This is a genomic window from Pasteurella skyensis (assembly GCF_013377295.1).
In the GTDB taxonomy this organism is placed as follows: domain Bacteria; phylum Pseudomonadota; class Gammaproteobacteria; order Enterobacterales; family Pasteurellaceae; genus Phocoenobacter; species Phocoenobacter skyensis.
Genome location: NZ_CP016180.1, coordinates 982,148 through 996,725 on the forward strand (window position 1 = coordinate 982,148; position 14,578 = coordinate 996,725).

The 14,578-nt window shown below is 34.3% G+C and carries 14 protein-coding genes; 8 read left to right on the top strand and 6 right to left on the bottom strand.

Annotated features, from left to right (window positions below; translation table 11 throughout):
• The first annotated feature begins 35 nt into the window (after positions 1–35).
• Positions 36–1,577 (top strand): exodeoxyribonuclease I, encoded by a 1,542-nt coding sequence (gene sbcB, locus A6B44_RS04700; protein ID WP_090920966.1) that lies wholly within the window; start codon positions 36–38, stop codon positions 1,575–1,577.
• 88 nt (positions 1,578–1,665) lie between these two features.
• Here sbcB and A6B44_RS04705 read toward each other — a convergent pair whose 3' ends face one another.
• Positions 1,666–2,877: an aromatic amino acid transport family protein gene (locus A6B44_RS04705; RefSeq protein ID WP_090920968.1), complete on the bottom strand. Its 1,212-nt coding sequence runs from the start codon at positions 2,875–2,877 to the stop codon at positions 1,666–1,668.
• Between the two features lie 194 nt (positions 2,878–3,071).
• Between A6B44_RS04705 and rlmE the strand changes: the two genes are divergently transcribed.
• The 4 genes from rlmE (at position 3,072) to A6B44_RS04725 (ending at position 6,783) form a co-directional block, all read left to right on the top strand.
• Positions 3,072–3,698 (top strand): 23S rRNA (uridine(2552)-2'-O)-methyltransferase RlmE, encoded by a 627-nt coding sequence (rlmE, locus tag A6B44_RS04710; RefSeq protein WP_090920970.1) that lies wholly within the window; start codon positions 3,072–3,074, stop codon positions 3,696–3,698.
• A gap of 108 nt (positions 3,699–3,806) precedes the next feature.
• Positions 3,807–5,723, top strand: coding sequence for an ATP-dependent zinc metalloprotease FtsH (gene ftsH, locus A6B44_RS04715; protein WP_090921029.1), 1,917 nt, complete (start codon positions 3,807–3,809; stop codon positions 5,721–5,723).
• Between the two features lie 184 nt (positions 5,724–5,907).
• Positions 5,908–6,126 (top strand): cell division protein ZapB, encoded by a 219-nt coding sequence (locus tag A6B44_RS04720; RefSeq protein ID WP_090920972.1) that lies wholly within the window; start codon positions 5,908–5,910, stop codon positions 6,124–6,126.
• A 75-nt stretch (positions 6,127–6,201) separates the two neighbouring features.
• Positions 6,202–6,783: a thymidine kinase gene (locus A6B44_RS04725; protein WP_090920974.1), complete on the top strand. Its 582-nt coding sequence runs from the start codon at positions 6,202–6,204 to the stop codon at positions 6,781–6,783.
• Between the two features lie 68 nt (positions 6,784–6,851).
• Here A6B44_RS04725 and A6B44_RS04730 read toward each other — a convergent pair whose 3' ends face one another.
• Entirely contained in the window at positions 6,852–8,204 is a 1,353-nt protein-coding gene (locus A6B44_RS04730) for an aldehyde dehydrogenase family protein (protein WP_090920976.1), read from the bottom strand.
• A 215-nt stretch (positions 8,205–8,419) separates the two neighbouring features.
• On the opposite strand from A6B44_RS04730, the gene A6B44_RS04735 reads away from it, so the two are divergent.
• On the top strand, positions 8,420–8,992 hold the full coding sequence (locus A6B44_RS04735) for a YeeE/YedE thiosulfate transporter family protein (protein ID WP_090920978.1): 573 nt from the start codon (positions 8,420–8,422) through the stop codon (positions 8,990–8,992).
• Between the two features lie 3 nt (positions 8,993–8,995).
• Positions 8,996–9,568, top strand: a complete 573-nt coding sequence (locus A6B44_RS04740) for a YeeE/YedE thiosulfate transporter family protein (RefSeq protein WP_090920979.1) — start codon at positions 8,996–8,998, stop codon at positions 9,566–9,568.
• Positions 9,569–9,637: 69 nt separating this feature from the next.
• Here A6B44_RS04740 and A6B44_RS04745 read toward each other — a convergent pair whose 3' ends face one another.
• The 4 genes from A6B44_RS04745 to A6B44_RS04760 form a co-directional block, all read right to left on the bottom strand.
• A complete protein-coding gene (locus A6B44_RS04745; protein WP_090920981.1) occupies positions 9,638–10,774 on the bottom strand; it encodes a M48 family metallopeptidase in 1,137 nt (378 codons plus the stop codon).
• Positions 10,774–11,982, bottom strand: a complete 1,209-nt coding sequence (locus tag A6B44_RS04750; RefSeq protein ID WP_090920983.1) for a YjgN family protein — start codon at positions 11,980–11,982, stop codon at positions 10,774–10,776. Before A6B44_RS04750 ends, A6B44_RS04745 begins: the two co-directional genes overlap by 1 nt.
• 148 nt (positions 11,983–12,130) lie before the next feature.
• Positions 12,131–12,799, bottom strand: a complete 669-nt coding sequence (locus tag A6B44_RS04755) for a glutathione S-transferase family protein (protein ID WP_090920985.1) — start codon at positions 12,797–12,799, stop codon at positions 12,131–12,133.
• Positions 12,800–12,840: 41 nt separating this feature from the next.
• Entirely contained in the window at positions 12,841–13,275 is a 435-nt protein-coding gene (locus A6B44_RS04760) for a MarR family winged helix-turn-helix transcriptional regulator (protein WP_090920987.1), read from the bottom strand.
• 138 nt (positions 13,276–13,413) lie between these two features.
• Between A6B44_RS04760 and A6B44_RS04765 the strand changes: the two genes are divergently transcribed.
• Entirely contained in the window at positions 13,414–14,577 is a 1,164-nt protein-coding gene (locus tag A6B44_RS04765) for an iron-containing alcohol dehydrogenase (protein WP_090920988.1), read from the top strand.
• Position 14,578 lies beyond the last annotated feature (1 nt).

Sequence of the window (14,578 nt, forward strand, 5' to 3'; positions counted from 1 at the left end):
CTACAATTCCCCTAAATTTACCATCAAAATAAGCTATGAATAAACAGACCTTTTTTATTTACGACTACGAAAGTTTTGGAACTAATCCAGCCAGTGACCGCCCTGCTCAATTTGCAGGTATTCGTACTGACAGTGATTTTAATATCATCGGCAAACCAGTAATGTTTTATTGCAAGCAAACACCTGATTATTTACCTTCACCTGAAGCAGTAATGGTAACAGGTATTACACCTCAACACTGCAATAAAGAAGGGGTGATTGAACCTGAATTTAGTGAGCGAATTCATCAAGAGTTTAGCCAGCCGAATACTTGTGTAATGGGCTATAACAACATTCGTTATGATGATGAAATGACACGTTATACTTTCTTTCGTAACTTTTTTGATCCTTATGAATATAGCTGGAAAAATGGTAATTCTCGTTGGGATTTACTTGATGTAGTACGAGCCTGCTATGCGTTACGTCCTGATGGTATAAATTGGGCGTATGATGAGGAAGGTAATCCAAGCTTTAAATTAGAAAATTTAACTAAAGCCAATGGGATTGAGCATAGTGATGCCCACGATGCGATGGCAGACGTGTATGCAACCATTGAAATGGCAAAGTTGATTAAACAAAAGCAACCAAAATTATTCCAATTTTTCTTTGAAAATCGTGGCAAAAAAGCCATTGAAAAAATGATCGACACAGGTGAAATGACGCCTCTTGTTCACGTATCTGGAATGCTGGGCAATTATCGTGGAAATACTGCGTGGGTGGTACCTATAGCGTGGCACCCAACTAATCAGAATGCTGTGATTGTGTGTGATTTAGCGGGTAATGTTGATGATTTGCTTAATGAAGATCCTCGTGTTTTACAAGAACGACTTTATACGAAAAAAGCATTATTAGAAGAACAAGGCTTGCATTCTGTTCCGTTAAAATTAGTGCATATTAATAAATGCCCTATTATTGCACCTGCAAAAACCTTATTACCTGAAAATGCCGATCGTTTAGGGATCGATCGCAGCTACTGTTTAGAAAATTTAAAACGTTTAAAACAACATAAAAATTTAATTCGAGAGAAAGTAAACGATATCTTCAGTGAGGAACGAACCTTTGCAGAAGCAACCAATGTTGAACTTACACTGTATGAATCCTTTTTTTCTAATGCAGATAAAAATAATATGGCAATTTTACGCACCCTTAAACCTGAAGAATTAGCCAATCACGGCTTAAAATTTAGTGATCCTCGTGTAGAAAAATTACTATTCAATTATCGTGCCAGACACTATCCTCACACACTCACTCGTAGCGAACAAATTCGTTGGCAAAAATATTGTGATCAACAAATTAATGAAAAGGCACAACAATTCAGTCAATCAATTAATGAGCTATTTAATCAATATCACGATGATGAAGAAAAGGTAAAATTATTAGAAGATCTGACCGCTTATGCTGAAAAACTGTCACAAATACAAAGGTTCAGCTATACAAAAAGTAATCAAAATGATGATTTAATTGAAAAACTTAATAGAGTGGCAGAACAAAGTTGTGATAAAAAGACTAAAATTGCAGCATTAAAAACATTAATTTAAGACGACCTATTTTCACTTATTATTAACAAAAAATCCCTTCTGTTTTTAACAAAAGGGATTTGTAATTTTTATTCAAAAATAGGACTAATTATCCCACCACTTTTGGTAAATACCCTGCTTGAATTAAGAATGGTACACTCATAATAAGTAAACCTGAAACTAAAGCAATTGCTAATGAAAAATTGCCCCCAAACACTCGGTAAGGTAAATCTGGGTAACGTTTTCTCATACGCCATACCATCCCAATTGGTAAAATTAAACCATAGAATGTAAACATTTGCCCTGCATAGCCCAACGCCATAATAAAGCCTTCAGGATAAAATAAAGCAAAAACAAGCGGTGGTACAAATGTAAGTAGGCTTAATACTGTCTGACCTGCGGTAATATTAACGCGTTTTAATAAATCTTCTAAACAATGTAACAAGCTTAATGCTACGCCTAAGAAAGATGTCACCAAAGCTAATGTTGAAAATAAACGTACCGCTTCACCAATAAAACCACTACCCGTAATATGTTTTGTTGCATTTACTAAGCCATTTAATGTAGGTCCACTAGTTAAAATTTGAACAAATTCCGTTTGGCTTAATGTACCGTGTGTTGCCATTTGCCATAATATATAAGCAATAAGTGGAATCCCTGTACCTATAATGATAGAGGCTCTTAATCGTTTTACGTTTCCTTCAAGATAACGATTGAGGCTTGGGATCACAACGTGGAAACCAAATGAGGTGAAAAAGACAGGACTTGCAGAAATAATAACAAAATCCTTTAATGGCATTGCACCTAAATTTGAGGTTGTGACTTTTGGCAACATTACTAACAATACAAAGAAAAAGGCCACTAATTTAATAATAAATAATACTCGAGTAAGAAAATCAACACTTCTCGTGCCAATGCTAACAAATAATCCTAAAACGATGGTAAATGCAATGGTCGCAACAGGAAATGCTGTTTTTCCTAAAAAAGGTAATAGACCTGAAAGAAGCGAACCACCACCAGAAATATATGCGGCAATAATTGCATACATAAATACAACCAGTGCTATTGTCGCAACGACTCGTCCACCTATTCCAAAATACTGCTCTGCCAATGTAGCAATGCCTGCATTTGTACGAGGTGCTTTTTGATACACTTCTACAAAAAGTAATCCACTATAAGAAAGTAATCCCCATAGCAAAAAAAGTAGAATCAATGTGTAAGTAAATCCCATTTCAGCAGAAGTTAACGGCATAGCTAACATTCCTGCTCCTATCGTCGTGCCTGCAACAATTAAAGCACTTCCAAATGTGTTATTTTTCATAATTCTCCCTTAAATATATCCAAATACTAAATATCCTAACATAAAAATTTTATTTGTGTTTATTACTACTATAAATTTTTATTTACTCTGCTTATTATTTATAAAATTTGTAATAAAATGTTAATTATACTTGAATTAAATAATTTCGCCCTTATTATTAGGGGTAATGTTATAACATTGAGAATTTTTATTTAATGAGCAAAAAACGCAGAGCAAGTTCTTCACGATGGCTTGCCGAACATTTTAAAGATCAATTTGTCCAAAAAGCACATAAACAAAAATTACGCTCTCGAGCTTATTTTAAGATTGATGAAATCCAGCGAGTTGACCGTCTATTTAAACCTAATATGACGGTAGTTGACTTAGGCGCCGCACCTGGTGGTTGGTCTCAGTATGCCGTTTCACAAATCGGTAAAAAAGGTCGAGTTATTGCGTGTGATATTTTGGATATGAACCCTATTGCTGGAGTTGATTTTTTACAAGGTGACTTTCGAGAAGAGAGTGTGCTTAGTGCCTTACTTGAACGAGTAGGAGAAAAAAAAGTGGATATCGTTATGTCTGATATGGCACCTAACTTTAGTGGAACACCTGAAGTAGATATCCCTCGAGCAATGTATTTAGTTGAGCTTGCTCTTGATATGTGTCGTCAGGTTTTAACGAAAAATGGAAGCTTTGTCGTAAAAGTCTTTCAAGGTGAAGGCTTTGATGAGTATTTGAAAGAAATACGAGCAATGTTTACGAAAGTAAAAGTACGTAAACCAGAAGCTTCTCGTGGACGCTCTCGGGAAGTTTATATTGTTGCAATAGGTTATAAAGGTTAAAATTTGCAAAAAATGCAATAAATCTTACCGCTTGCATAGTTTAAATAAGTATTTTGTAGTACCCTGTACATAATTTATTAAAAATAGAGGAAATTAACCTTGAACGATATGGTTAAAAATGTTTTGCTTTGGGTGGTAGTCGCTGTTGTATTAATGACTGCCTTTGAAGGATTCAATACTATTAATAATTCAGCAAATACTGTTGAATATTCTAGATTCATTAAAGATTTAAATGATGATCGTATTAATACGGTAGATTTTAAAGCGAATGATGATGTTATTTCTGTAACGAAAAAGGATGGTGTTGCTTATCAAACGGTAATGCCAATGCCAGATCGTGATTTATTAAATGATCTTCTTAAAAAAGAAGTAACAGTTTCTGGTCAGCCACAAGAGACTCGAGGTTTGTTATCACAAATTTTCATCTCATGGTTCCCTATGATGTTACTGATAGGCTTTTGGATTTTCTATATGCGCCAAATGCAAGGTGGTGGCGGCAAAGCGATGAGCTTTGGTAAAAGTAAAGCCAAAATGCTTTCACCTGATCAAGTAAAAACAACCTTTGCAGACGTCGCAGGTTGCGATGAAGCAAAAGAAGAAGTAAGTGAAGTCGTTGATTTTTTAAGTGACCCTTCTAAATTCCAAAAACTGGGTGGCCGTATTCCTAAAGGTATTTTGATGGTTGGCCCACCAGGAACAGGTAAAACACTTTTAGCTAAAGCGATTGCAGGCGAAGCAAAAGTGCCTTTCTTTACAATGGCAGGTTCTGATTTTGTAGAAATGTTTGTTGGTGTAGGGGCATCTCGTGTACGTGACTTATTTGAACAAGCAAAGAAAAATGCACCTTGTATCATCTTTATTGATGAAATTGATGCCGTAGGTCGTAAACGTGGTGGTGCTGGCTTTAGTGGTGGACACGATGAGCGTGAACAAACCTTAAACCAAATGCTGGTTGAAATGGACGGCTTTGAAGGTAATGAAGGGGTTATTGTTATCGCTGCCACCAACCGTTCTGATGTATTAGATAATGCGTTAACTCGTCCTGGTCGTTTTGACCGTCAAGTGATGGTTGGATTACCTGATGTGCGTGGTCGTGAACATATCCTAAAAGTACATATGAAAAAAGTACCTGTAGCAGCTGATGTTGATCCTATGATTATTGCTCGTGGTACACCAGGTTATTCTGGTGCAGATTTAGCAAACCTTGTGAATGAGGCTGCGCTTTTCTCTGCTCGTGCAAATCAAAAAACCGTGACAATGGAAAATTTTGAAAAAGCAAAAGATAAAATCAATATGGGTCCTGAACGTCGCTCAATGATTATGACGGAAGAACAAAAAGAATCCACGGCTTATCATGAAGCAGGACACGCCATTGTCGGTTATTTAATGCCTGAACACGATCCTGTTCATAAAGTAACAATTATTCCTCGTGGACAAGCCTTAGGGGTAACATTCTTCTTACCAGAAGGTGATCGTATTAGTATGAGCCATAAACAAATTGAAAGTAAACTTGCAAGTGTCTATGGCGGACGTTTAGCAGAAGAAATTATTTATGGTAAAGAAAATATCTCAACAGGGGCTTCTAGTGATATTCAAGTAGCGTCTAGTTTAGCTCGTCGAATGGTAACTGAATGGGGTTTTTCTGAAAATTTAGGGCCTATTCTTTACAAAGATGAAGAAGGTTTTGGCGCACCAAAAGTCGTTTCTGAAGAAACCGCAAAACTGATTGATGAAGAAGTACGTAAAATTGTGGATCGTAACTATGAGAAAGCGAGAGCTTGCTTGTTAGAAAATATGGATATTCTTCATGCGATGAAAGATGCGTTAATGAAATATGAGACCATTGATATGCCACAAATTAAAGAATTAATGGAACGTAAACCTGTTAGTGATCCAGAGGGTTGGAATGATGATAATAATTCCACCTCATCAGATAATGATTCTGGTGAAACCACAGGAAAATTAGAAGACAATGAAAATATTGAAGAGAATTTAGACGACTCTTCCGCTCCAAATATTTCATAGTATCTTTCAAGAAGGTCTAGTTTTAGTTAACTGGACCTTTTTATTACATTACAGCAATACTATTTGTCAAAAATTGAGCATTTAATTAGCGGTTTAAAAGGTTAATTAACTTTTAGCTGAAAATTTTACAAAATTTAATTATAATAACTCAACCATTAATAATCATTAAACTAGAGGAAAAACTATGTCTGCTGAAATCCTTGATAAACTCGAAAGTAAAATTAAAGAAGCGGTAGAAACTATTCAGTTACTACAACTTGAAGTAGAAGAATTAAAAGGAAAGAACAGTACTCTTACTTCAGAGAAAGAAAAACTAGTTCAAAAAAATGAGCAATTAACAATGGAACAAGAAAACTGGCAAGATCGTTTACGCTCTCTGCTTGGTCAAATTGATAACATTTAATTATTCAATTCAAAACGACTAATTTATTGGTCGTTTTTTTACATCTAACTTTTATTCAAAATGGCTATTTAAACTATGGCAAAACTTTATTTTTACTATTCATCAATGAATGCAGGAAAATCGACTACCCTGCTACAATCATCTTACAACTATCAAGAAAGAGGAATGAATACCCTTGTTTACACTGCAGCAATCGATGATCGCTTTGGTGTAGGAAAAGTATCTTCTCGCATTGGAATTTCACAAGAAGCGTTATTATTTAGATCAGACACTGACTTATTTGAAGAAATCGCTCAATATATTAAAGAAAATCCATTACATTGTGTACTGATTGATGAAGCACAATTTTTAAGTAAAGAACAAGTCTATCAATTAACAGAAGTGGTTGATAAACTAAAAGTCCCTGTTCTTTGTTATGGTTTACGTACTGATTTTCAATCTGAATTATTTGAAGGAAGTCGTTATCTTCTCTCTTGGGCAGATCAACTTAAAGAACTAAAAACAATCTGCTATTGTGGTTCAAAAGCCAATTTTGTAATTAGAATGAATGAAAAAGGTGAAGCCATCACTCAAGGTGCTCAAATCCAAATTGGTGGCAATGATAGCTATTTAGCCGTATGTCGCCGTCATTATAAAGAGAAAACAGGTAAACAATAGTTTTCTTAAAAATGGTAAATTTTAAAAACAAAGATACCGCTTATTATAAATATAAACGGTATCTTTTGTTATCCTATAATCCAATTTAGTATTTTTTGTTTTAACTCTGTGTATGGAGGATATTTCAAACTACTTTCAAACCAAAATGGTTTTTCAAGAATACTTTTATAATGTGAAAAACAATCAAATCCTGCTGTTCCGTGATAACTCCCCATTCCACTAAAGCCGACTCCACCAAAAGGTAAGTTATGATTAGATAAATGCATTAATGCGTCGTTTACTGCCCCTCCTCCAAAAGAAATCTCCTTCAACAAGCGGTCAGTTGTTTGAGAGTTTTTGCAAAAAATATAACAAGATAACGGTTTTTCATACTGTTTGACTTGTATCATTATTTCATCTAAATTTTCAAAAGCTATCACAGGTAACACTGGTGCAAAAATCTCTTGTTGCATTATATCATCATCAAAAGTCACATTTTTTAAAATGGTCGGTGAAATCGTACACTGATCTTTATCAACCTCGCCACCATAAAACACCTTCTCTTTATCGATCAATTTTATTACTCGTTCTAGGTGCTTTTCATTGATTATTTTAACTTGTGGATGAGCATAGTTTTGTTGTATTTCATTCTTCATCGCTTCACAAAATGCTGTTTCAATTGATTTTTCAACTAATACATAATCAGGTGCAACACAGGTCTGCCCTGCATTTAAACATTTTGCCCAAGCCAAACGTTTAGCGGTCATTTTTAGATCACAATCTGCAAAAACAAATGCAGGACTTTTTCCACCTAATTCTAAGGTCACAGGGGTTAAATGTTTAGCAGCAGCTTGATACACTATCTGCCCAACTTCACTACTTCCTGTAAAGAAAATTTTATCAAAACGATAAGAGAGTAATTCCGTTGTTTCAGCGACTCCACCTTGATGTACATAAAAATAACCTTTATCAAAATGACTATTAATTAATTTTGTGATGATGTCTGACGTATAAGGCGCTAATTCACTCGGTTTTAAAATCACGGTATTTCCTGCTGCTAGCGCAGTTAATGCAGGCAGTAAGGCGAGTTGTAAAGGATAATTCCACGCACCAATTATAAGTGTTATACCTAATGGTTCTGGCATACGATAACTTTTTGCAGGGAAATTAGCTAAGTTTGTCGCTACTTTTTGTGGTTTACTCAATTTTTTTACCTTTTTAATAAAAAAATCTAATTCGGAATAAAGTATCGATAATTCAGTTAAATAACTTTCAAATTGTGATTTAGCTAAATCTTTTTCAAGTGCCTGATAAATATCACTTTCACTTTGTTTTAATAACAGTTTTAATTTTTTTAACTGTGAAATTCTAAAATCAATATTTTTAGTTTGATTGGTATTAAAAAAGGTTTTTTGTTGTTCAATAATCCTAGCAATAGTCATTTTAGGCTCTCTGTTTCACTTATTTAAGGATATTTTAACCATATCTCTTATTAAAAAATAGCTAAACTTTACTCAAAAATAACAATAAGCGGTAGGATCTTTTGATCTTTTTACAAAAAATTAAATTTGCAGTGCTTGTTTTTCATAAAAAATTAACATACAATTATACTTCACATTTTCTTAATATTAAAAATAATTTAATTGAGGTGTAACTTATGAAGTTTGTATTAAAAAAACGTTGGGGTTGGAAAACAAGTGGTATTGCACTTGCTTTATCTTTTTTATTGGCAGTGTTATTGGTTAAGCCAATTGGTGTATCGACACAATTTGTTATTTTAGATGGCATAATTTGGAATACTGTTTCACCTGAATTGGTGGTTAAATCATCAGAAACTAAAAGTGGTTATGCAAGTAATAATGCTTATTTGAATAAAAGTGGTGGAAAATATGCTAAAAATATCGCAAATCCTGCTAATTATAGTTTTGTTTTTGTTTTAGCAATGTTATTTGGTGGCTTTTTTGCTTCAAAATTATCAAACAAAGAGGAGGTGGATAGCTATTATGGTCATAAAGTTTCTCTTTATGATAAGTTAACTACAAGACGCTTTTTACTTGCCTTTATTGGTGGTTTTCTTGCTTTATTTGGTGCTCGTTTAGCAGGCGGTTGTACAAGTGGTCATATGATGAGTGGTATGATGCAAACCTCCTTAAGTGGTTATCTATTTGCAGCAGCTGCGTTTGCCACAGCAATTCCTACCGCACTATTTTTTTATAAAAGAGGAGAATAAATAATGACACTAGTATTAGCAATTTTATTAGGCTTATTTTTTGGTTTTACTTTACAAAAAGTGGGTGCTGGCAATCCTCGACTTATCATTGATATGTTGCGCTTTAAAAACCTTCATTTAATGAAAGCCATTCTTTTCGCCATTGGTTTGAGTAGTGCAATTTTATTTATTTTATTAGCGACTGGACTAGTTAATGTTGGGCATATCAGTGTGAAATCCTCTTATATCGGAGTGATTATCGGTGGTGCTATTTTAGGTATTGGTTGGGCAATGGCTGGATTTTGTCCTGGAACAGCGGTTGTAGGAGCAGGTGCTGGACGTAAAGATGCTTTGGTATTTATAGCAGGTGGTTTACTCGGTGCTTTTGCATTTATGCTCATTTATGGTGTATTAAAAGATACATTTTTCTTTACAAGTTTAGGAGGAAAAGTCACTCTGGTTGAAACAGGTAATCACAAATATCCTGCTTTAATTGAAGGAATCTCAGCAATACCCGTTGTTGGTGGCATTTCTGCAGTATTTATATTGATTGCTTTTTTACTTCCACTACCTAAAAAACCAGAAGATACAAAATAAATGACTTAAAAAAAGCAGATGAAATATTTAATATTTCATCTGCCATACTATTTTCTATATCCTAATTCATTATTCACAAATTACTAATCCCTGTTTATAACATTGACTATAACGCTCTGCCTGCTCTGCTCGTTTTTGGGTATTGGGGTGAGTGGAAAATAAATCACTAGCTTGTTGTGAATTCTCTAAAATCGGCTCTTCTTTTGTTGAAGAAAAAAGTTTGCTGTCTGCCTCTATCCGATTAAGAATATTTGCAAAAGATTTAGGATCAATTTTAGCCTGTAACATTTTATTAAATGCAAATTCATCAGCCTCTGTTTCGTGATCTCGAGAATAACGATTGGCAACGACGGCGGTACCTAACCCCACCACTAAATCTGCCAATCCATCAGTATCGCCCACAACAGAAAGCACAATCACAGTCATTAATGATTTTTGCACCACAGACTGCAAGCCGTGACGATTAACAATATGCCCCACTTCGTGTAATAAAACAGCGTCTATCTCATCAGGGTTTTGGCTGATTTCTACCAGTCTATCTGTCACTATAATATCACCAGAGGGTAACGCAAAGGCATTTGCTAATTCAATATCATCATTGAGGGAGAAACGTCTAAAACGGAGTTGATAGTTTACATCGCTATCAGGGAGCAAAGGCAATAATTTATCTTTAAAACGTTGTTGAATACGTGTTTTTGTTTTGTCCTCTAACTCGCTCTCTTCTAACATAAATTCATCAACAAATTCTAAGGTTTGCTCACCGAGAACTTGTCTAATTTCGGTAGGAACAATATATGCCATTTTTTGACTGACCCAAGGCACACCCCATTGTAAGAAACTTAAGGCAAAGACAATAACAATCAGGGTAAATAGAATAATACGCTTAAAACTACTTTCTTGACGATGTAGCCATAAGAAAAAGCGATTGCTTTTAGTATTAACAATTAGCGTATCAACAGAAATATTATCAGAAGTAATAAAAATAGAGCCATCCGCTAGCTCTATTTTTCGTTCAAGATTGCCCAATCTAGGCTCAATAACAAGTTGATGGATTTCTCCTGTCAGTGTTTCACCATTGGAAATTTCAACACTATAAATACGATTTTGTTGCTCACGATGCACAATTTTATCATCGCAAGCAACGGTTAGCGTTGCTTCACACTGTGCAGCACTACCTTTAGGAAACCATCGACCTGTTATTAACATCAAAAACCAACACCGACATCAATATCAAAAGCATCCCCAATTTCTTCACCAATTGCAGATTGCTCTTTTACTTTTTGGGTTAAATAATCATCAATATTAACGTTGCTATCATCAATCCACGTATTGGTAACAACATAGCGAGACATTCTTACCGCCGCCCAAGATGAGCCAATACCAAAGGTAAAAATAACAAGTAACATATTGGTGATCATTGTTCCAAATAAACCTTTTGCAGTAATGGTTGATTTAAAACAAACCTTATCATCAAGTAGCATATTTTGATAAACATATTGACGCTGGCGACTATAAATATAGGCACCAATAAATAGAGAGAATATTAAAAAGCCTGCATAGATTAAAATAAACATTGTGATAAATATAGGGTTAGTTTCCATTTCATAAGCAAGATCATAGCGGTTCATTCCTGATAAATCGAAACCTAATGCTATAAAACCTGCTACAAAAACGCCACCAACAAGAAGAGTAATCAATGCTGCTTTCACATAAATCATAAAGAGTTTCTTTTTAGTCACATTAACGGAAAATTCACCTTGCCCAAATTTCAAACCACCAATAGTATATTCAATCTCTTTTTTCTTTCTTATAACCATAATATAAACAGATAAAACAAGTGCTATAACAAAGCCAACAATACCAGTAATTATAGGCAAGACAAAAAGACTCACTGGATTTTCATTGCCACTCATAGCCTGTGTAAAATTATTCTGAAACATATAGGCACTCACCGTACTACTTGCTATAACTGGTAAAAGAAAAACCAAAAAAATCAATATTGGTAGCCATAAATAAATTAAATAAGCTCGTCCTAAGCCTCCTTCAAAACTGAATCTCACATTGCTAAAACTGGTCATTCGAGCATTAAACATCAAACTACGCCAAATTAACCAAGGTGCAACCACAAATAGTAATAGAGGTAAAATTAACGAAAGAGCTGGAGTGAGTTGACTTAATACACCATAGCTAATCACTAACACTAAACCAATAATATAACCTACTAGCAACTGTCTCCCTGTTGCGTGGTAATCTAAAGTGCGTCCTTGATACTCGGTATTTCCGTAAAAATAACGAGTTGTACGCACTTTTGCCCAAGGGTAATACAATCCCAAAGTCACGATAGTTAATAACACATTCACTATCCAAATTTTGAAATACTCACCGCCTTTACCATTAAATGCTAATGCTTTCATTTTTGCCTCTATAATTTAATTAAATGAACAAGAGAATGATAAAGTAAAGTTTTAGACACTTCAATTTTATTCTATAATTTAAACAAAAAATAACCGCTTATTTGATAAACAAGCGGTTACATTTTAATAAAAATTTGCAAAAATATAATTACAACGCTTCACTTTTTGCTAATGCTTTCTTATAAGACTCAATCGCCTCAACTCTCTCTACATAATCTGCAATATTTGGAAAATCTCTTTGGAAATTAAATAATTTCAAACGATTAATTGTCAGCAATTCAAAACTCGTCACAATATCTGCTGCAGTTAGTTCACTTCCTGCTAAAAATTGATTTTCTTCTAGCTGATCATTCATATATCCAAGTAATTTTTTAATACGTGGCATTGGAAAAAATGTTGCTGCCGTTTGAGTAACACGTTTAATTAATGGACGTATTAAGAAAGGTGTTTTTTCTGTCATTGAATTAAAAATAAATACCATCAATAACATTGGCATTAAACTTCCTTGCCCTGCGTGGAACCAGTATAAATAAGGAATGCGATTTTTATCACCTTGTGCAGGACGTAATCTTTGTCCTTCTTCGCTATATTTCTCTAAAATATAATCCACAATTGCATTGGTTTCTGCTAACACAACATCGCCATCTGTAATAATCGGTGCAGTGCCTGCGGGATGTAATGCCTTATATTCCTCTGGAGCAAGCATTGTTTTTTTATCACGTGCATATACCTTTAATTCATAAGGTACATTAAGTTCTTCAAGCAACCAAATAATGCGAAAAGATTGTGAGTTTTCTAGGTGGTGTAATGTAATCATTTTAAAGCCTCTTTTGTTGTTAATAATTCGATAATTTTCTATTAAATTAAGTCAGATTTGAATTTATCTAATAAAAATACAAGCTGTTGATATTCTGTTTCAGTTAATGCTTGTGTTTGCTCCTGCCTAATTTTATCTCGCTCTTTTTGGGCAAGAATTTTTAATTTAATCCCTTTATCTGTTAACTTCACTTTTTTCATTCGTTTATCCGTGTCACTCACGATAAGTGTAATTAAATTTTTATCACACATTTTTTTCAGCATTAACGTTAAACACCCATTATCAATTAAGGTTTTTTTGTGTAATTCTCCAACGCTAATATTATCCTCTTCCCACAAAGCCATCATTGCTACATATTGCGGATAAGTTAGATCAATCTTTTCAAGTGATACCCTATAACGTCGTGTGATTGCATTTGAAATCACATAGAAACGATGACAAAGCTGGTTAGATAATTGTTGATTATTTGTTGTCATTATTATTACCTTCTATTATTAAATTTTGTGTGGATAAGTATAACAGAAAATATTTTGTACACAAAATACTTGCAAATAAATTTTTCCTCTATATAATTATTTGCATACAAAATAAATTCAACTAATAGAGAGTATAAAATGAAAAATTTTCAATACAAAAATCCGACTAAAATCCTTTTTGGACAAGGACAAATAGCCAATTTATCTCAAGAGATCCCAGAAGATGCAAGAATCTTAATGCTTTATGGTGGGGGAAGTATTAAACGTAATGGTGTTTATGATCAAATTATCAATACATTAAAAGACTATACCCTTATTGAATTTAGTGGCGTGCCTGCTAATCCCGAATATGAAATTTTAATGGAAGCGGTTAAAACGATTAAAGAAAATCAGCTTGATTATATTCTTGCAGTAGGCGGTGGTTCAGTGATTGATGGTGCAAAATTTATTTCGGCTGCCACACACTATGAAAGCGATGCTTGGGATATTTTAGCCAAAAAAGCAGAAATAAAATTAGCCGTACCTTTTTCTGCCGTTTTAACACTGCCCGCCACAGGATCTGAAATGAATTCAGGTGCAGTTGTTTCTCGCCGAGCAACAAAAGAAAAATTATCTTTTGGTTCGCCATTATTGTTCCCTCAATGTTCTGTACTTGATCCTACGGTTATTCAATCCTTGCCTAAAAAACAATTGGTAAATGGGGTAACAGATGCTTTTACTCACGTTTTAGAACAATATATGACGTATCCAGCTGGTGGTTTACTCCAAGATCGTTTTTCTGAAAGTATTTTACAAACCTTGATCGAAGTGGGTGAAACTGTTGTGAATGATCCTAACGATTATCAAGCTGCCTCTAACTTTATGTGGTCGTGTACGATGGCATTAAATGGATTGATCAGTCAAGGCGTACCAAGTGATTGGGGCGTTCACGCCATTGGACACGAATTAACAGCATTGTTTGGTATTGATCACGCACGTACCTTAGCCATTGTTGCTCCACGCTATTATGAGCATTGTTTTGAAACTAAAAAAGAAAAATTAGCTCAATATGCTGAACGAGTTTGGCAAGTTACAGAAGGTAATCTTGAACAAAAAGCACAGCAAGGTATCTTAAAAACAGAACAATTTTTTAATTCATTAGGTATCGAAACGACGCTATCGGCTTATACGGAAGATTACAATGGTAGTGCCGAAATTATCGCTGAAAGATTTACTCAACGTGGTTGGTTAGGGCTTGGAGAACATCAAGCTATTACACCTAATGATGTACAACAAATTGTAAAAAACACTTATACAAAATAAA